The sequence below is a fragment of the Pseudomonas sp. 50_B genome, assembly GCF_017491625.1.
Taxonomy (GTDB): Bacteria; Pseudomonadota; Gammaproteobacteria; order Pseudomonadales; family Pseudomonadaceae; genus Aquipseudomonas; species Aquipseudomonas danubii.
In genome coordinates this window covers 38,672-55,349 of record NZ_JAFGYX010000013.1, presented here as the reverse complement: position 1 = coordinate 55,349, position 16,678 = coordinate 38,672, and the positions used below count along the sequence as shown (strand labels likewise).

At 64.8% G+C, this 16,678-nt stretch carries 16 protein-coding genes; 9 read left to right on the top strand and 7 right to left on the bottom strand.

The window, feature by feature from the left end; translation table 11 throughout:
• Window positions 1-3: 3 nt before the first annotated feature.
• Genes J5M73_RS19215 through nrdR form a run of 3 tightly spaced genes read right to left on the bottom strand, consistent with a single transcriptional unit; the run spans window position 4 to window position 2,311 of the window.
• Window positions 4-669 (bottom strand): riboflavin synthase, encoded by a 666-nt coding sequence (locus J5M73_RS19215; protein WP_102865289.1) that lies wholly within the window; start codon window positions 667-669, stop codon window positions 4-6.
• A 47-nt stretch (window positions 670-716) separates the two neighbouring features.
• On the bottom strand, window positions 717-1,850 hold the full coding sequence (gene ribD / locus J5M73_RS19210) for a bifunctional diaminohydroxyphosphoribosylaminopyrimidine deaminase/5-amino-6-(5-phosphoribosylamino)uracil reductase RibD (RefSeq protein ID WP_102865288.1): 1,134 nt from the start codon (window positions 1,848-1,850) through the stop codon (window positions 717-719).
• Window positions 1,847-2,311, bottom strand: a complete 465-nt coding sequence (gene nrdR, locus J5M73_RS19205) for a transcriptional regulator NrdR (RefSeq protein ID WP_019095943.1) — start codon at window positions 2,309-2,311, stop codon at window positions 1,847-1,849. Before nrdR ends, ribD begins: the two co-directional genes overlap by 4 nt.
• A gap of 129 nt (window positions 2,312-2,440) precedes the next feature.
• Between nrdR and J5M73_RS19200 the strand changes: the two genes are divergently transcribed.
• Genes J5M73_RS19200 through trxA form a run of 3 tightly spaced genes read left to right on the top strand, consistent with a single transcriptional unit; the run spans window position 2,441 to window position 4,510 of the window.
• A complete protein-coding gene (locus tag J5M73_RS19200) occupies window positions 2,441-2,899 on the top strand; it encodes a hypothetical protein (protein WP_102865287.1) in 459 nt (152 codons plus the stop codon).
• Window positions 2,896-3,606, top strand: coding sequence for a 50S ribosomal protein L11 methyltransferase (locus J5M73_RS19195; RefSeq protein WP_102865286.1), 711 nt, complete (start codon window positions 2,896-2,898; stop codon window positions 3,604-3,606). The genes J5M73_RS19200 and J5M73_RS19195 overlap by 4 nt, the downstream gene beginning before the upstream one ends.
• Before the next feature lie 31 nt (window positions 3,607-3,637).
• Entirely contained in the window at window positions 3,638-4,510 is an 873-nt protein-coding gene (gene trxA, locus J5M73_RS19190; protein ID WP_102865285.1) for a thioredoxin, read from the top strand.
• Between the two features lie 92 nt (window positions 4,511-4,602).
• Here trxA and J5M73_RS19185 read toward each other — a convergent pair whose 3' ends face one another.
• Window positions 4,603-4,944 carry a hypothetical protein gene (locus J5M73_RS19185; RefSeq protein WP_102865284.1) on the bottom strand — a complete coding sequence of 114 codons (342 nt, stop codon included), beginning with the start codon at window positions 4,942-4,944 and terminating at the stop codon, window positions 4,603-4,605.
• Window positions 4,945-5,078: 134 nt separating this feature from the next.
• Between J5M73_RS19185 and J5M73_RS19180 the strand changes: the two genes are divergently transcribed.
• From J5M73_RS19180 to J5M73_RS19160, 5 genes are all read left to right on the top strand, one after another.
• The gene (locus J5M73_RS19180) at window positions 5,079-5,672 is read left to right on the top strand and encodes a DUF2796 domain-containing protein (protein WP_102865283.1); all 594 of its coding nucleotides are present in this window, start codon (window positions 5,079-5,081) and stop codon (window positions 5,670-5,672) included.
• Between the two features lie 64 nt (window positions 5,673-5,736).
• A complete protein-coding gene (locus J5M73_RS19175) occupies window positions 5,737-6,447 on the top strand; it encodes an ABC transporter ATP-binding protein (RefSeq protein ID WP_102865282.1) in 711 nt (236 codons plus the stop codon).
• Window position 6,448: 1 nt separating this feature from the next.
• Window positions 6,449-7,714, top strand: coding sequence for an ABC transporter permease (locus J5M73_RS19170; RefSeq protein ID WP_102865281.1), 1,266 nt, complete (start codon window positions 6,449-6,451; stop codon window positions 7,712-7,714).
• A gap of 25 nt (window positions 7,715-7,739) precedes the next feature.
• Complete coding sequence (locus J5M73_RS19165) at window positions 7,740-8,261, top strand: DUF3299 domain-containing protein (RefSeq protein ID WP_102865508.1); 522 nt, start codon at window positions 7,740-7,742, stop codon at window positions 8,259-8,261.
• Between the two features lie 178 nt (window positions 8,262-8,439).
• Window positions 8,440-9,138 (top strand): OmpW family outer membrane protein, encoded by a 699-nt coding sequence (locus J5M73_RS19160; RefSeq protein ID WP_041120027.1) that lies wholly within the window; start codon window positions 8,440-8,442, stop codon window positions 9,136-9,138.
• Between the two features lie 60 nt (window positions 9,139-9,198).
• Here the strand turns inward: J5M73_RS19160 and J5M73_RS19155 are convergent, their stop codons facing one another.
• Window positions 9,199-10,128, bottom strand: a complete 930-nt coding sequence (locus tag J5M73_RS19155; protein WP_102865280.1) for an NAD-dependent epimerase/dehydratase family protein — start codon at window positions 10,126-10,128, stop codon at window positions 9,199-9,201.
• Complete coding sequence (locus tag J5M73_RS19150; protein ID WP_102865279.1) at window positions 10,121-11,005, bottom strand: sugar nucleotide-binding protein; 885 nt, start codon at window positions 11,003-11,005, stop codon at window positions 10,121-10,123. The genes J5M73_RS19155 and J5M73_RS19150 overlap by 8 nt, the downstream gene beginning before the upstream one ends.
• A 220-nt stretch (window positions 11,006-11,225) precedes the next feature.
• On the opposite strand from J5M73_RS19150, the gene J5M73_RS19145 reads away from it, so the two are divergent.
• Window positions 11,226-15,512, top strand: coding sequence for a DEAD/DEAH box helicase (locus J5M73_RS19145; RefSeq protein ID WP_102865278.1), 4,287 nt, complete (start codon window positions 11,226-11,228; stop codon window positions 15,510-15,512).
• Window positions 15,513-15,618: 106 nt separating this feature from the next.
• Here the strand turns inward: J5M73_RS19145 and J5M73_RS19140 are convergent, their stop codons facing one another.
• Window positions 15,619-16,617: a GlxA family transcriptional regulator gene (locus J5M73_RS19140; RefSeq protein WP_102865277.1), complete on the bottom strand. Its 999-nt coding sequence runs from the start codon at window positions 16,615-16,617 to the stop codon at window positions 15,619-15,621.
• Window positions 16,618-16,678: the final 61 nt, after the last annotated feature.

Genomic DNA, 16,678 nt, shown 5'->3' with positions numbered 1-16,678 from the left:
GAGTCAGGATTTGAGATAGCCGTTAGCGGCCAGAAAACTTTCGGTAATGCTGCTGCCGGTGGTGGCTTCAGCAGCCTTGTCACCCAACAGCAGGCGTTCCAGGTAGCGCGCCAGCAGGTCGACCTCGAGGTTGACCTGCCGACCCGGCCGGTAGTCGGCCATGATGGTTTCCGCCAGGGTGTGGGGCACGATGGTCAGCTCGAACTCGGCGCCATTGACCGCGTTGACCGTCAGGCTGGTGCCGTCGACGGTGATCGAGCCTTTATGGGCGATGTACTTGGCCAGTTCTTTCGGTGCGCGGATGCGGAACTGAATGGCCCGGGCATTTTCTTCCCGCGCCACCACTTCGCCGACACCGTCGACGTGACCGCTGACCAGGTGACCGCCCAGGCGGGTGGTCGGGGTCAGGGCTTTCTCCAGGTTGACCCGGCTGCCGGCTTTCAACTGATGGAAGGCCGTGCAATCGAGGGTCTCGCGGCTGACATCGGCCCAGAAACCGTCACCCGGCAACTCGACTGCGGTCAGGCAGACGCCGTTCACCGCGATGCTGTCGCCCAGTTTGACGTCGGCCAGATCAAGCTTGCCGGTTTCTACATAGACCCGCACATCTCCGCCTTTTGGGGTCAATGCGCGAATGCTGCCGATGGATTCGATGATGCCGGTGAACATGGAGTCCTCCTCGAGAACAGGGCCGCCGGGTAGGCGAAAGTCGGGAATTATACGCTCGCTGGCGGGGTCGGGATGGCAGTGACTCGCCAGTCATCGCCCACTGCACGCATTTCAATGATCTTGAGCAACGGTGCCTCGCTCATCTGCGCCAGCGGCCAGTCCAGCAACGGCCGCGCCGAGGAACCGAGGAACTTGCCGGCGACGAAGATCTGGTACTCGTCCACCAGCCCCTGCTGGGCAAAGGCTCCCGCCAGCCGCGGGCCGGCTTCCACCAGCACTTCATTGACGCCACGGGCGGCCAGCTCCAACAGCAAGCGATGCAGGTCGACCTGGCCATCGGGGCCGGGAACGATCAGGCACTCCGGGCCGTTGGCATATTGCTCTTCCACGGCCGCACAGGTGGCCACCAACACCGGTCCGGCCTTGAAGAACGGCGCGTCGAGAGGCACCCGCAAACGGCCATCGATCAACACCCGCAGCGGTGGGCGACTCATGGCCAGGGCAGTCTGCTCAGGGTCCAGGCCCAGCTCAGCGGCGCGTACGGTCAGCCGGGCGTCATCCGCCAGCACTGTGTCGGCACCAGTCAGCACCACCGAAGATTCGGCCCGCAGACGTTGCACCGCGGAGCGGGCAGCTGGCCCGGTAATCCATTGGCTCTCGCCACTGGCCATGGCAGTGCGACCGTCGAGACTCATCGCCAGCTTGACCCGCACATAAGGCAGGCCGTGCTCCATGCGTTTCAGGAAACCCTTGTTGATCCCCCGGGCCTCGGCTTCCAGCACTCCGCTGTGGGTGTCGATGCCGGCCTGGGCCAGACGCTGCAAGCCGCGCCCGGCCACTTCCGGGTTCGGGTCCTGCATCGCCGCAACCACCCGCGCCACCCCGGCATTGACCAGGGCATCGGCGCAAGGCGGTGTGCGGCCGTGATGGCTGCAAGGCTCGAGAGTCACATAGGCCGTGGCGCCACGGGCCAGTTCCCCGGCGGCACGCAGGGCATGGACTTCAGCGTGGGGTTCACCAGCCCGCACATGCCAGCCTTCGCCTACCACCTGGCCGTCGCGAACGATGACACAGCCGACGCGGGGGTTGGGATGGGTGGAGTACCGGCCCTTGCGCGCCAGTTCCAAGGCACGGGCCATGTAGTGCGCGTCGAGTACCGCTTGCTCCGGGGACAGGCTCATTGCTTGGCCGGCTCGCGGGCGAGACGGTCGATCTCTTCGCGGAATTCGTTGAGGTCCTGGAAACGTCGATAGACCGAAGCGAAACGGATATAGGCGACTTCATCGAGCTTCTGCAGCTCGGTCATCACCAGTTCACCCACGACCAGGGATTTGACTTCGCGCTCACCAGTGGCCCGCAGCTTATGCTTGATGTGCACCAGCGCCGCCTCCAGACGCTCGACACTGACCGGGCGTTTTTCCAGGGCGCGCTGCATGCCGGCGCGCAGTTTTTCTTCGTCGAAGGGCTGACGGCTGCCGTCAGTCTTGATCAGGCGCGGCATCACCAGTTCGGCAGTTTCGAAGGTGGTGAAACGTTCACCACAGGCCAGGCATTCACGCCGGCGGCGCACCTGTTCGCCCTCGGCGACCAGACGCGAGTCGATGACCTTGGTGTCGTTGGCACCGCAGAAGGGACAGTGCATGGTGGCAGGCAACAAAAAAAGGGAGGGCCATGGTAGCGCATCCCACTGGCAAGACAAGCCATAGCCTTTACGGTATACAGACCGACTATTATGTTTCGCACATGGACATTCGCCTTGTTGGAGCTTCAGATGCCGCTCAGACCGCTCGTTTTGCTCAGTCTCGTCAGCCTGCTGGTCGCTTGCAGCAGCGATGCCCCAAAACCTGCGGCCCCCTCTTCTTCACAGCAACAGACCACGCAAAAAAATCAGGAACCTGCCGATCTTGGGCCCTTGCCGGCCTACCAGCGCGAACTGAGCGGTACCCTCGACGGGGTGCCGGCCGGCGCCAACGTCGAACTGGCGCTGTTGGTAATCGATGAGCGCGGCCGTCCGCAACGCTTGCTGGCCAGCAACAACTTGACCGGTACCAACCAGGCTCTGCCCTTTCGCCTGCGTTTCGCTCCCGACGCCTTCCCCGCCGGCGCCCGGGTCGAACTGCGCGGCCGCGCCAGCCAATCCGGCCAGTTGATCCTGCACCTGCCGGCAGTACGCATCGACCAACCCACCACCCAGGCCCTGGGACCACTGCAATTCGTCAAAGCCCCATGAAGGTACCGCTCGACCTGCAAGACGCCCTCAGCGAGCTGCTGGGTGATGCGCAACTGGTGGCCTGCGAGCTGCCCGACACGCGCCTGAAACTCTGGCTGATCGACGCCCAGAACATGGACCGCGCCTTCACCCCGGAAGAAACCCGACGCATTCTCCATGAACCGCCTTACTGGAGTTTCTGCTGGGCCAGCGGCCTGGCCCTGGCCCGTTACCTGGCCGAACACCCGCACTGGGTGCAAGGCAAGCGGGTGCTGGACTTCGGTGCCGGCTCCGGGGTGGCGGCGATTGCCGCGGCCAAGGCTGGTGCCCTGGAAGTGGTGGCTTGCGACCTCGACCCACTGGCCATCGCCGCCTGCCGTGCCAACGCCGCACTCAACGACGTCGATCTGAGCTATTCAACGGACTTTTTCGCCGAGGCTGATCGCTTCGACCTGATCCTGGTGGCGGACGTGCTCTATGACCGAGCCAACCTGCCGCTGCTGGATGAATTCCTCAGCCGCGGCCGCGAAGCCCTGGTGGCGGATTCCCGGGTCAGGGACTTCCAGCACCCGCTGTATCAGCGCCTGGAAATGCTCAACGCCCTGACGCTGCCTGACCTGGCCGAGCCTTGGGAGTTTCGCAATGTGAGCCTGTATCACGCGCAGCGGCCATTCACCGGCGACCCGGCTGCCACGGGCAATAGCGATCTACTTCGCGCAACTTTATAGTGGTTCCATTCCCGCTTATTCGAGATACCCCATGAGTCAGGACACGCCGTATATCTTCGACGCCCGCACCGCTGATTTCGACCAGTCGGTGATCGAGAATTCCTTCCACAAACCGGTCCTGGTGGACTTCTGGGCAGAATGGTGCGCGCCCTGCAAGGCGCTGATGCCGATGCTGCAACAGATCGCCGAGAGCTATCAGGGCGAGTTGCTGCTGGCCAAGGTCAACTGCGATATCGAGCAGGACATCGTCGCCCGCTTCGGCATCCGCAGCCTGCCCACCGTGGTGCTGTTCAAGGACGGTCAACCGGTGGACGGCTTTGCCGGCGCACAACCGGAATCCGCAGTACGGGCGATGCTCGAACCCCATGTGCAGATGCCGCCACCCCCTGCCGCCGACCCGCTGGAGCAGGCCGAAGCCTTGTTCAGCGACGGCCGGATCGGCGACGCCGAGGCCCTCCTCAAAGTGCTGCTGGGGGAAGACAACAGCAACGCCAAGGCCCTGATTCTCTACGCCCGCTGCCTGGCCGAGCGCGGCGAACTGGGCGAAGCCCAGACCGTGCTCGACGCGGTCAAGAGCGATGAACACAAGGCCGCCCTGGCCGGTGCCAAGGCGCAGATCACCTTCCTCAAGCAGGCCGCGGACCTGCCGGATGCCGCCGACCTCAAGGCGCGCCTGGCCAAGGACCCGCTGGATGACGAGGCAACCTACCAGCTGTCGATCCAGCAACTGGCCCGCCAGCAATACGAAGCGGCGCTGGAAGCCTTGCTCAAACTCTTCATGCGCAACCGCAGCTACAACGAAGGCATTGCCCACAAGACCCTGCTGCAAGTTTTCGACCTGTTGGGCAACGATCACCCATTGGTGACCGCGTATCGCCGCAAACTGTTCGCCGCGCTGTACTGAGACTGATCTGCCGGCTGATATAGGAGCTGGCTTGCCAGCGAAAGGGTTCTGACAGACAGAACCCATTGGCCAGCAAGCTGGCTCCTACAGGATCATTGCACCCAGCTGTAGAGCGGCGTATCGGCGCCGCTGATCACCTTGACCTCGGCGCAGTGGCGCAAGCGCACCAGCAAACGCTTGCCCGCCGCCGCGCTGCCGGTCAGCCCCTGCAACTGCTCCAGCAACTCGGGCCCGCTGATCTGGCCCGCCTTGCGCAACAGATCCTTGGCGGTCTGCCACAACGCATCGTCCTGACTGGCCGGCCGGGTAGCTGCCGCGACACTTTCAGGCTTGGCCGCCTGCAACTGCGCGCCCAGTTGCGCCCAATCGCCTTCGTCCAGTTCCAGGGTCAAATCCACCGGCCAATCGCCGATGCTTCCACGAATCCGCAACATCGCTGTGCTCCCACATTTTTCTGACGAGCATGCTCCCACGCGTCTTGCGCAACGCCAAGCAGGCGGTCAAACTCTGCGGCCTATTGTTATAAGATCACATAACATTTATTTCATCTTCGCCCTGGAGACTTGCTATGCGCCGTCTGCTACTCGCCCTGCCCTTCGCCCTGTTGCCGCTGGCCGTTGCCCAGGCCGCGCAAGCCCATGATCACGAGCATGAACACGGCAGCCTCGGCGCCCATGAACACGGCGTGGCCCGTTTGAACGCGGTGCTCGACGGCCAGGCCCTGGAGCTGGAACTGGAAAGCCCGGCGATGAACCTGGTGGGGTTCGAACACGCCCCCAGCACCGACGCCGACAAGGCCAAGGTCGCTGCCGCCCGCACTCAACTGGAACAGCCCCTGGTGCTGTTCAGCCTGCCCAAGGCCGCCGCCTGCACAGTGGCCAAACAGGAACTGGAGAGCCCGCTGTTCGGCGACAAGCCCGAAGCCGATGACCACGATGACGATGACAAGGACGCGGCAGGTCATGAACATCACCACGAACACAGCGAGATCCACGCTCACTACCAGTTCACCTGCGCCAAGCCGGACGCCCTGAAGCACCTCGACCTGGGACAAGTCTTCAAGACCTTCCCCGCCACCCAGAAAATTCAGGTACAACTGATTTCGCCAAACGGCCAGCAAGGTGTCGAAGCCACCGCCAAGGCTGCCACCCTGAAGTTCTAAGCGCTGCGCCTGTAGCCGCGGCTTCCAGCGGCGGCTACACCACTCACTGCATGATCGGCCCAACATGACCCAAGCACTCATCGAACTGTCCGACCTGGGCTTCAGCTGGCCCGGCCACCCTCAGTTGCTGGACATCCCGAGTTTCCGCCTGGAAGCCGGCGAAACACTGTTCCTCAAGGGCCCCAGCGGCAGCGGCAAGACCACGCTGCTGGGCTTGCTGGGCGGGGTACAGAAACCCAATCAGGGCAGCATCCGCCTGCTGGGCCAGGAGCTGACCGAGCTGGCCGCCGGAGCACGTGACCGCTTTCGCGTCGATCACACCGGCTACATCTTCCAGCAGTTCAACCTGCTGCCGTTTCTCTCGGTACGCGAGAACGTCGAACTGCCCTGCCACTTCTCCAGGCTGCGGGCCAGCCGCGCCATTCAGCGCCACGGCAGCGTCGATCAGGCGGCTGCCACTTTGCTGGCCCATCTGGGTCTGAAGGACCCCGACCTGCTCGGCCGTCGTGCCGACTCGCTGTCCATCGGCCAACAGCAACGGGTCGCCGCCGCCAGGGCCCTGATCGGCCAGCCAGAGCTGGTGATCGCCGACGAACCCACCTCGGCGCTGGACTACGACGCCCGGGAAGCTTTCATCCAACTGCTCTTCGCCGAGTGCCGTGAGGCTGGAGCCAGCCTGCTGTTCGTCAGCCATGACCAGAGCCTGGCGCCGCTGTTTGATCGCAACCTGTCGCTGGCCGAACTCAATCGCGCCGCCACGCCCGCAGAGGTCTGAGATGTATCTGTTCCGTCTAGCCATGGCCAGCCTGGCTAACCGCCGCTTCACCGCGATCCTCACCGCCTTCGCCATTGCTCTCTCGGTCTGCCTGCTGCTGGCGGTGGAACGGGTCCGCACCGAAGCCCGGGCCAGTTTCGCCAGCACCATCAGCGGCACCGACCTGATCGTCGGCGCCCGCTCCGGCTCGGTGAACCTGCTGTTGTACTCGGTGTTTCGCATCGGCAACGCCACCAACAACATCCGCTGGGACAGCTTCGAGCACTTCGCCAACAACCCTAAGGTGAAGTGGGCGATCCCGATTTCGCTGGGCGACTCCCATCGTGGCTACCGGGTCATGGGCACCACCGAGGCCTACTTCCAGCACTACCAGTACGGTCATCAGCAGAGCCTGCAACTGGCCGTGGGCCGGGCTTTCGCCAGTGATCCTTTCGAGGTGGTACTGGGGGCCGAAGTCGCCGATGCCCTGCACTACAAACTTGGCGACAAGCTGGTGCTGGCCCACGGCGTGGCGGCCATCAGCCTGGTCAAGCATGACGACAAACCCTTCACCGTGGTGGGTATCCTCAAGCGCACCGGTACTCCGGTGGACCGCACGCTGCACATCAGCCTGGGCGGTATGGAGGCGATCCACATCGACTGGCACAACGGTGTGCCGGCCCGTGGCGACGGTCGTATTACTGCCGATCAGGCGCGCAACTTGGACCTGACGCCCCAGGCAATCACCGCCTTCATGCTTGGCCTCAACAGCAAGATTTCGACCTTCGCCCTGCAACGGGAGATCAACGAATTTCGCGGCGAGCCGATGCTGGCGATCCTGCCCGGCGTGGCCCTGCAGGAACTCTGGAGCCTGATGGGCACCGCCGAGAAAGCCTTGTTCGTGGTGTCGCTGTTCGTGGTTCTTACCGGCCTGATCGGCATGCTCACGGCAATCCTCACCAGCCTCAACGAGCGTCGCCGGGAGATGGCCATCCTGCGTTCGGTAGGCGCCCGTCCCTGGCATATTGCAACATTGCTGGTACTAGAAGCCTTTGCCCTGGCACTGTTCGGGGTCCTGGCCGGTCTGGGCCTGCTGTACCTGGGCATCGCCCTGGCCCAGGGCTACGTGCAATCGAACTACGGCCTGTACCTGCCGCTGTCCTGGCCCAGCCAGTATGAGTGGACGTTGCTGGGCGGTATCCTGATCGCCGCGCTGCTGATGGGCAGCGTGCCGGCCTGGCGCGCCTACCGGCAATCCCTGGCCGATGGCCTGTCGATTCGTTTATGAGCACCGCTTTATGAAAGCCCAACGCCTGCTGCGCCCCCTGCTTGCCCTGTCGCTGCTGATCGCCACGCCGTTGTGGGCGGCCGGAGCGCCGAAGGATCTGACCTGGTCGGAAATGATCCCGCCGGACGCGCCGCCGGAAGTGCCGAACATGCAGCCGCTGCACGACCTGTCGCAGATGAGCGATGCACTGGCCGCCGAATCGGCCCCCGCCGCCAAGCAGGACCTGCCCAATGCGCCGGTGGTGAAGAGCCTGGACGGCCAGACGGTGCGCCTGCCCGGCTATATAGTGCCCCTGGAAGTAAACGAGGAAGGCCGCACCACGGAATTTCTCCTGGTGCCCTACTTCGGCGCCTGCATCCACGTGCCACCCCCGCCGTCGAACCAGATCGTCCACGTCACCAGCGAGCTCGGAGTAAAGCTCGACGAGCTGTATCAGCCTTACTGGATCGAGGGCGCCATGCAGGTCAAACCCTCTACCAGCGAGCTGGCGGACGCCGGCTACCAGATGGCGGCGCAGAAGATCTATGTCTATGAGTTGCAGGAGTGAGTGCAGCAGCGGTGCCGGCTCGGACAGGGTTCGGGCACCAGGCCAAAAGAGTGCAGAACAAAAGAATAGTTCAGCCCTGCCACCGGGGTTCGCCATTTCATTGAGCTGAGTCAAGGCAGTCAACTTGACGATCCTTACCATTGGACATAGCCAATTTGAATCGTCCTTTGGAGCTCCCATGCACAAGTCTCTGCTTAGCGCTTCCCTGATCGCGCTCGCACTCGCCGCCCCGATTGCCAACGCCCATGAAGCTGGCGATATCCTGATCCGCGCCGGTGCCATTACCGTCAATCCAAAAGCCAACAGCTCCGACGTCAAGGTCGACAGCGGCCCGTTGGCCGGCGCCAACCTGGGCGGCAAGGCGACCATGAGCAGCGACACTCAGCTGGGTCTGAACTTCGCCTACATGGTGACCAATAACGTCGGTATCGAACTGCTGGCCGCCACTCCGTTCGAACACGATGTGAAGATCAAGGACACCTCCCTGGCCGCCGCCAACGGCAAGCTCGGTACCCTCAAACACCTGCCGCCGACCCTGAGCGTTGTGTACTACCCGCTGGATAGCAAATCGGCGTTCCAGCCCTACGTCGGTGCCGGTATCAACTACACCTGGATCTACGACGAGCACGTCGGCAGCCGCGCCCAGGCCGCAGGTTTCGACAATTTCCGCGCCAAGAACTCCTGGGGCCTGGCCTGGCAGGTCGGTGCCGACTACATGCTGACCGACAAGATCATGGTCAACGCCCAGGTGCGCTACATCGATATCGATACCCGTGCGTACGTGGATAACAACGCCCTGGCCGCCGGCACCCGTGCCAAGGTCAATGTCGACGTTGATCCTTGGGTCTACATGGTGGGTCTGGGCTACAAGTTCTAAGCCCGCCGACAATAAAAAAAGGCGCCTCGAAAGGCGCCTTTTTCATGCCTGCACTTTCCCTCAGCGCCCCATCAGGCGGGCGAGGCCGACACTCATCGGAGTCGGCTCGGGAAACGTGAAGCGCTGCAGCAGACGCTGGTTGCTGGCGCGGGAATGACGGATGTCACCGGCCCGGGCCGGACCGTAGCTGATGGCCGGCAATTCGCCGACCACCTCGGCCAGGGCCGCAAGCATCTGCTTGAGGGTGGTGGCCTGATTCAGGCCGACGTTGACCGCCCCCACTTCCAGCTGCGGTGCCTCCATGGCCTGCACCAGCACCTGCACCAGATCACCGACGTAAACAAAGTCCCGCGTCTGCTCGCCATCGCCGAACACGGTAATGGGCAGCCCCTGTTGGGCCCGCTCGCTGAAGATGCTGATGACCCCGGAATAGGGCGAGGAAGGGTCCTGACGCGGACCGAAGATATTGAAGAAGCGGAAGATCGCCGGTTCCAGGCCATGCTGGCGCCGATAGAAATCAAAATAATGCTCGCTGGCCAGCTTGTCCGCCGCATAAGGGGTCAGCGGCGCCTTGGCCGTGTCCTCATCAATGGACTGGCCTTCGCCGTTGTTGCCGTACACGGCCGCGCTGGAGGCGAACAACACCCGCTTGACGCCGCACTGGCGCATGGCCTCGCAGACATTCAGGGTGCCGATGAAATTGCTCTGGTGAGTCTGCACCGGATCGTCCACCGAGGCCTGTACCGAGGCCACCGCCGCCAGATGCGCCACAGCGCAACAGCCTTGCATGGCACGGCTCACCAACCCCGCGTCGGCGACGTCGCCCTCGATCAGTTCTACCCGCGGGTCGTCCAGCGGCAGGTTGCTCGGTTTGCCAGTGGACAAGTCGTCCAGCACCCGCAACGAGTAGCCCTTGGCGAGTAGGGCGTCGGTCAGGTGTGAACCAATGAAACCGGCGCCGCCGGTGATCAATACAGGGCCATCAGCCATGACGATAAAACCTATCCAGTAAGGCCGGGAGCGCGGCACGCCAGGCGCGCGGCTTGATCCCGAAGGTATGAAGAATCTTCTTGCAGGCCAGCACCGCGTGCTGCGGTTCTTCGGCAGCATCGCCACAGGCGGCATGGGCCTGGGCAGTCGGGGCCTCGATGGCCAGCGGGTGCAGTTGCCGTGCTTCCGTCAGCACCGCCTGGCCCAGAGCCAGGGGCGTGGTCGCTTCCTGGCCGGCATAGTGATAGGTGCCCCACAGCGGCGCGGCACAATCGAGCTGCTTGAGCACCGAGATGATCACCCGCGCGGCGTCGTCCACCGGGGTCGGATTGCCCCGACGGTCGTCCGCCATCAACAGTTCTTCCGGGGATTCGGCCCGGGCCAGGAAACGCCCGAGAATGCCGTCGGAGCTGTCGTCCAGCAACCAGCCGAAACGCAGCAAGACGTGCTGCGGACAGGTGGCGCGAACGCTCTGCTCGATCCGCCACAGTGCCTGACCGCGCAGCCCCAGGGGCACCGGCTCGTCTTTCTCGCTGTAGGCGGTGGCCCGGGAACCGTCGAACACTCGATAGCTCGAAGGCTGCGCAAGAATGATGTTGTGATGCTGGCAAAGCTCCGCCAGCCGTTCGACCGCGCGCTCCTGAGCACTCAGGCGTGCCTCGCTCACCGTCTCCGCCTGAAACCAGTCGAAGTAGTAAGCCAGGTTGATCAAGGCATCCGGGCGGGTGTCGTCGAGCAGTTGCGTGAGGCTCGCGGCATCCCAACCGTCTTGCGGCGGACGGGGGGCGAGGAAACCGATGTCCTCCTCCGCACCCAGGCGAATCAGCGCCTGCCCAAGGGCATTTCCGCCGCCCAGTAACATAAGGCGCATTCGCATAGAGTCAGCAGGCCCAGTCTGTTCAGAACGATGGTTTGGATCGGCCAGTCCCGTGGGTTTGACCGTCGAGAATTGCCGGAATCGTTGCATTTTGCGGGTTTGTGGCGCAAGCGTCACTGAGAAAGTGTCGGTGCGACCTTGTGCCCTCAGCGCCGACTGCGGCGCCAGCTGCGCAGCACGCTACTTGCAAGTTGCCCCGAGCGGCCGCATAAACCCATCCATGACCCTCGCCGAATCCATGAACCCGGTCCTGGACGGTTTTCATCCCGCCGTCAGCGCCTGGTTCGAGCGCACCTTTGCCGCCGTGACCACGGCCCAGGCCCGCGCCTGGCCGTTGATCGCCCAGCGCCGCTCGACCCTGATCGCCGCCCCCACCGGCTCGGGCAAGACCCTCACCGCCTTTCTCGCCGTGATCGATGACCTGGTGCGCCAGGGCCTGGCCGCTGGCGGCCAGTTGCCGGACGCCACCCTGGTGGTCTACGTCTCGCCGCTCAAGGCCCTGAGCAACGATATCCAGATCAACCTGCAGCAGCCGCTGGCCGGCATCACCGAACAACTGCGTCTGATGGGCCTGCCGCAGCTGTGCATCCGCACCGCGGTGCGCACGGGCGACACCCCGCAGAAAGAACGCAACGCCATGCGCAAGAGCGCGCCACAGATTCTCGTCACCACCCCGGAATCGCTCTACGTGCTGCTGGGTTCGGACTCCGGACGCAAGATGCTGGCCAGCACCCGCAGCGTGATCGTCGACGAGATCCACGCCCTGGCCGGGAGCAAGCGCGGCAGCCACCTGGCCCTGAGCCTGGAGCGCTTGCAGGCGCTGTGCGCCGAGCCCCTGTTGCGCATCGGTCTGTCGGCCACGCAGAAACCCATCGAGGCCGTGTCACGTTTTCTGGTGGGGCATGAGCGGCCTTGCGACATCGTCGACATCGGCCATGCCCGCCCCCGGGACCTGGATATCGAAGTGCCCCCGGTGCCGCTGTCGGCGGTCATGGCCAATGATGTCTGGGAGCTGGTGTACGAGCGCCTCGCCACCCTGAGCCGGGAACACCGCACCACGCTGATTTTCGTCAACACCCGACGCCTGGCCGAGCGGCTGGCCCGGCACCTGAGCGAACGCCTGGGCAAACAGGCGGTGGCCGCGCACCACGGCAGCCTGGCCAAAGAGCAGCGCCTGGAGGCCGAGCAGCGGCTCAAGGCCGGGGACCTGCAAGTGTTGATTGCCACCGCCTCCCTGGAGCTGGGCATCGATATCGGTGATGTCGACTTGGTGTGCCAGATCGGCTCGCCGCGCTCGATCTCGGCCTTTTTACAGCGCGTCGGGCGCTCCGGCCACCAGGTCGGCGGCACCCCGAAGGGCCGGTTGTTTGCCCTGACCCGGGACGACCTGATCGAATGTGCCGCTCTGCTGGACTGCGTGCACCGCGGCGAGCTGGACAGTCTGCTGATCCCCCATGCGCCGCTGGATGTGCTGGCCCAGCAGATCGTCGCCGAAGTCAGCTGCCAGGAATGGCCGGAAGGAGCGCTGCTGGACCTGCTGCGCCGGGCCACGCCGTACGCCGAGCTGGATCAGGCCCACTACCAGGCCCTGCTGCAGATGCTTGCCGAAGGCTTCAACGGTCGCCAAGGCCTGCGCAGCGCCTATCTGCATCGCGATGCCCTGACCCGCACCCTGCGCGGCCGTCGTGGGGCCAAGCTGACGGCGGTCACCAGCGGCGGCACCATTCCCGACAACGCCGACTACAGCGTGCTGCTGGAACCTCAGGGCCTGAACATCGGCAGCGTCAACGAAGACTTCGCCGTGGAAAGCATTGCCGGCGACGTGTTCCAGCTGGGCAACACCTCGTATCGCATCCTGCGGGTGGAAGCCGGCAAGGTGCGGGTCGAGGACGCCCAGGGCCAGCCGCCGAACATCCCCTTCTGGCTCGGTGAGGCCCCGGGGCGCAGCACCGAGCTGTCCAGCGCCGTGGCCCGCCTGCTGGCGCAACTCGACGCCCTGCTCGGCGCGACGCCGGGCCAGTTGCAACCGGCCATCGACTGGCTGCAGCAGGCGCTTGGGCTGAACCGCGCCAGCGCCGAGCAACTGGTGGATTACCTGGCGCCCGCGCGCCTGGCCCTGGGCGCCCTGCCGTCCCAGGACACGCTGATCATGGAGCGTTTCTTCGACGAATCCGGCGGCACCCAACTGGTGATCCACAGCCCCTTCGGCAGCCGCATCAACCGCGCCTGGGGACTGGCCCTGCGCAAGCGTTTCTGTCGCACCTTCAACTTCGAACTGCAGGCTGCCGCCAGCGAGGACGCCATCGTCCTGTCGCTGTCTACCAGCCACAGCTTCGCCCTGGATGAAGTCTGGCGGTATCTGCATAGCAACAGCGCCGAGCACCTCCTCATCCAGGCGCTGCTGGACGCCCCACTGTTCGGCGTGCGCTGGCGCTGGAACGCCGGGATCGCCCTGGCACTGCCGCGCTACAGCGGCGGGCGCAAAGTGGCGCCGCAGATCCAGCGGATGAAAAGCGAAGACTTGATCGCCAGTGTGTTTCCCGACCAGATCGCCTGCCTGGAAAACCTCGCCGGCGAACGGGAAATCCCCGATCACCCGCTGGTGGAACAGACCCTCGACGACTGCCTGCACGACGCCATGGACAGCGAAGGCTGGCTGCAGCTGTTGCGGCGCATGGAACAGGGCCAGGTGCGCCTGCTGAGCCGCGAGTTGCCGGCGCCCTCGCCCCTGGCGGCGGAAATTCTCAGCGCCAAGCCCTACACCTTTCTCGATGACGCGCCCCTTGAAGAGCGCCGCACTCAGGCGGTATTGGCGCGGCGCTGGAGCGACCCGCAAGCCACCGACGACCTTGGCGCGCTGGATGCCGACGCCATAACCGCCGTGGCTGAAGAGGCGTGGCCAAACCCGGCCACGGTCGATGAAATGCACGAAGCCCTGATGAGCCTCGCCGCCATCAGCGAGGCTGAAGCCCAAGCCAACCCCCAGTGGCCGCAATGGCTGGCAACCCTGACAGCCCAAGGCCGTGCCTGCCGCTTGCCGGTGGGCCCCAGTGAACAGGTATGGCTGGCCCTGGAACGCATTACCTGCCTGCAAGCCCTGTATCCCCAAGCGCCTCTGCAGCCGGCCCTGAAACCCGTACCCGGCTTCGATCAGGCCTGGGACCCGGAACCTGCGCGAGTGGAACTGATTCGCGCGCGCCTCAGCGGCTTTGCCCCCCAGACCCTGAGCCAGATCGCCGCCCCCCTGGGGCTGCCTCCCGGGCAAATCATCCAGGCCCTGGTCCAGCTTGAAACCGAAGGCTATGTACTGCGGGGGCGCTTCAGCCCCGATTGCCAAGAAGAGCAGTGGTGCGAACGCCACCTGCTGGCACGAATTCACCGCTACACGGTCAAGCGCTTGCGCCGGGAGATCGAACCGGTGGCCCTGCAGGACTTCATGCGCTTCCTGTTCGACTGGCAGCACCTGTCCCCAGGCACCCAAGGCCAGGGCAGCGCCATGCTCGCCGAAGTGGTCAGCCAGCTCGCAGGCTACCCGGCGGCGGCCTCAGCCTGGGACAGCGACCTGCTGCCGGCGCGGATCAAGGATTACTCCGCCAATTGGCTGGATGAGCTGTGCCGCAGCGGCAAGGTGGTCTGGAGCCGGATCAACAGCACGGGCAAGACCGCCAGCAGCGCCCTGCGCAGCACGCCGATCGTGCTGCTGCCACGCTCCCAGGCCGCTCTCTGGAGCGCATTGACCTGTCCGGCCGACAGCCACGAGCTCTCGCCCAGGGCGCAGAAAGTCCACAGCGTACTGAGCCAGCAAGGCGCTCTGTTTTTCGATGAGCTGCTGCACGAAGCCCACCTGCTGCGCAGCGAACTGGAAAGCGTGCTCCAGGAACTGGTGGGCGCCGGCCTGGTGAACGCCGACAGTTTCGCCGGGCTGCGCGCCCTGATTACACCGGCGAGCAAACGCCAGAACCGCAGCAGCCGACGAGGTCGCGGGGCCTTTGTCGGTGGCATGGACGATGCCGGACGCTGGGCCTTGCTGCGTCGTTCAGCGACTCAAGACTCGACAGCCACCCTGGAACAGGTGGCCATGACCTTGCTGCGCCGTTACGGCGTGGTGTTCTGGCGACTGCTGGAACGCGAGGCGGACTGGCTGCCCAGCTGGCGCGAACTGCTGCGCACCTTCCATCGGCTGGAAGCCCGGGGAGAGATCCGTGGCGGGCGCTTTGTCAGCGGTCTGGCCGGCGAGCAGTTCGCCCTGCCGGAAGCCATCCCGCTGCTACGGGAGGTACGCCGCCGGCCCCATGACGGCAGCCTGATCGCGGTGTGTGGCGTGGACCCGCTGAACCTTGCCGGCACCCTGCTGCCCGGGCCCAAGGTGGCGGCACTCAGTGGCAACCGCCTGGTGTATCGCGACGGCCTGCCCGCCGCGGCCGAGATCGGCGGCACCCAACACTGGTGGCTGGAACTGGAACCCGAGGCCGCCCAGGCCCTGCGCAACAAACTCATCCAGCACTGACCCTCCCCTGCGGGAGCCGGCATGCTGGCAGAGGCGGCAGCGTCAATCCCCGGCCATTGCCCGGTCTTCCCAACAGCTACAGGGCCGGGCTTTACCGCTGCCGGGTCTATTGCCCTCGATTGGCGGCACTGGGAGACACACCGAAACGGTTGCGGTATTCGCTGGGGGCCAGGCCGGTGATTTTCTTGAACAGGCTGCGAAAGGTCGCCGGGTCCTGGTAACCCACGGTCCAGGCGATGTGATCGATGGTGCCGTTGGTGAACTCCAGCATCTCCCGCGCCTTGCCCACCCGCAGGTGCTGGCAGTACTGGGTCGGCTTGAGGCCGGTGGCGGCGCGGAAACGTCGCAGCAGGGTTCGCTCTTCAAGACCCGCCTGTTGCGCCATCGTCGGCAGCGACACATCCACCGCGCCATTGGCCTGCAGCCAGTGCTGCAACTTGAGGATCGCCCCATCACCATGGTTGAGGATCGGCGCGAAATTGCTACCGCACTGGCTGGCGCTGTCGCTGTGCTCCATCACCAGAAAACGCGCCGTGGCACTGGCGATGCTCGGCCCCAGCAGGCGGTCCACCAGGCGCAGTCCCAGTTCGGCCCAGGCCATCAGCCCGGCCGTGGTGATCAGGTCGCCATCGTCGACTATGGGCTGGTCAGCCTCCAGGCGCACCTGTGGATAACGGGCGGCGAACGCCTTGGCCGAAGTCCAGTGGGTGGTGGCGCTGCGGCCATCGAGCAGGCCACTCTCGGCCAACAGGATCGAGCCCACACAGACCCCGCCAAGCGTGGCGCCGGCCGCATGCTGCTGGCGCAACCAGCTCACCAGGGCAGAGGACGACTGGTTTGCGGAAAAACCTGCCAACGAAGGCGGTATCACCACGGCCAGTAGCTTGCCGCTCTCTCCCTCCTGGCTGTCATAGATCCGCCGTGGGCCTTGTGCCTCAGAGGCTTGCCAATGGCTGACCCGCAACCGCGGCAGTTGCGCCAGGGGCTGCTCACCGGCAATCCGATTGGCCACTTCGAACAGATCGGTCAGACCATGCACTGCCGCCATCTGCACCCCGGGATAAAGCAGTACGCCCAGTTCGGCGACCGAGCCTTGAATGCCCACTGTCAGTTTTCCCCCTGTTAATGTCGATGCGGCCAATCCTCCTGGGAGCAAGGGCCACCGA

Coding starts and splice junctions, on each gene's coding strand:
- J5M73_RS19215 (WP_102865289.1), bottom strand. CDS start 669: ATGTTCACCGGCATCATCGAATCCATCGGCAGCATTCGCGCATTGACC.
- ribD (WP_102865288.1), bottom strand. CDS start 1,850: ATGAGCCTGTCCCCGGAGCAAGCGGTACTCGACGCGCACTACATGGCC.
- nrdR (WP_019095943.1), bottom strand. CDS start 2,311: ATGCACTGTCCCTTCTGCGGTGCCAACGACACCAAGGTCATCGACTCG.
- J5M73_RS19200 (WP_102865287.1), top strand. CDS start 2,441: ATGCCGCTCAGACCGCTCGTTTTGCTCAGTCTCGTCAGCCTGCTGGTC.
- J5M73_RS19195 (WP_102865286.1), top strand. CDS start 2,896: ATGAAGGTACCGCTCGACCTGCAAGACGCCCTCAGCGAGCTGCTGGGT.
- trxA (WP_102865285.1), top strand. CDS start 3,638: ATGAGTCAGGACACGCCGTATATCTTCGACGCCCGCACCGCTGATTTC.
- J5M73_RS19185 (WP_102865284.1), bottom strand. CDS start 4,944: ATGTTGCGGATTCGTGGAAGCATCGGCGATTGGCCGGTGGATTTGACC.
- J5M73_RS19180 (WP_102865283.1), top strand. CDS start 5,079: ATGCGCCGTCTGCTACTCGCCCTGCCCTTCGCCCTGTTGCCGCTGGCC.
- J5M73_RS19175 (WP_102865282.1), top strand. CDS start 5,737: ATGACCCAAGCACTCATCGAACTGTCCGACCTGGGCTTCAGCTGGCCC.
- J5M73_RS19170 (WP_102865281.1), top strand. CDS start 6,449: ATGTATCTGTTCCGTCTAGCCATGGCCAGCCTGGCTAACCGCCGCTTC.
- J5M73_RS19160 (WP_041120027.1), top strand. CDS start 8,440: ATGCACAAGTCTCTGCTTAGCGCTTCCCTGATCGCGCTCGCACTCGCC.
- J5M73_RS19155 (WP_102865280.1), bottom strand. CDS start 10,128: ATGGCTGATGGCCCTGTATTGATCACCGGCGGCGCCGGTTTCATTGGT.
- J5M73_RS19150 (WP_102865279.1), bottom strand. CDS start 11,005: ATGCGAATGCGCCTTATGTTACTGGGCGGCGGAAATGCCCTTGGGCAG.
- J5M73_RS19145 (WP_102865278.1), top strand. CDS start 11,226: ATGACCCTCGCCGAATCCATGAACCCGGTCCTGGACGGTTTTCATCCC.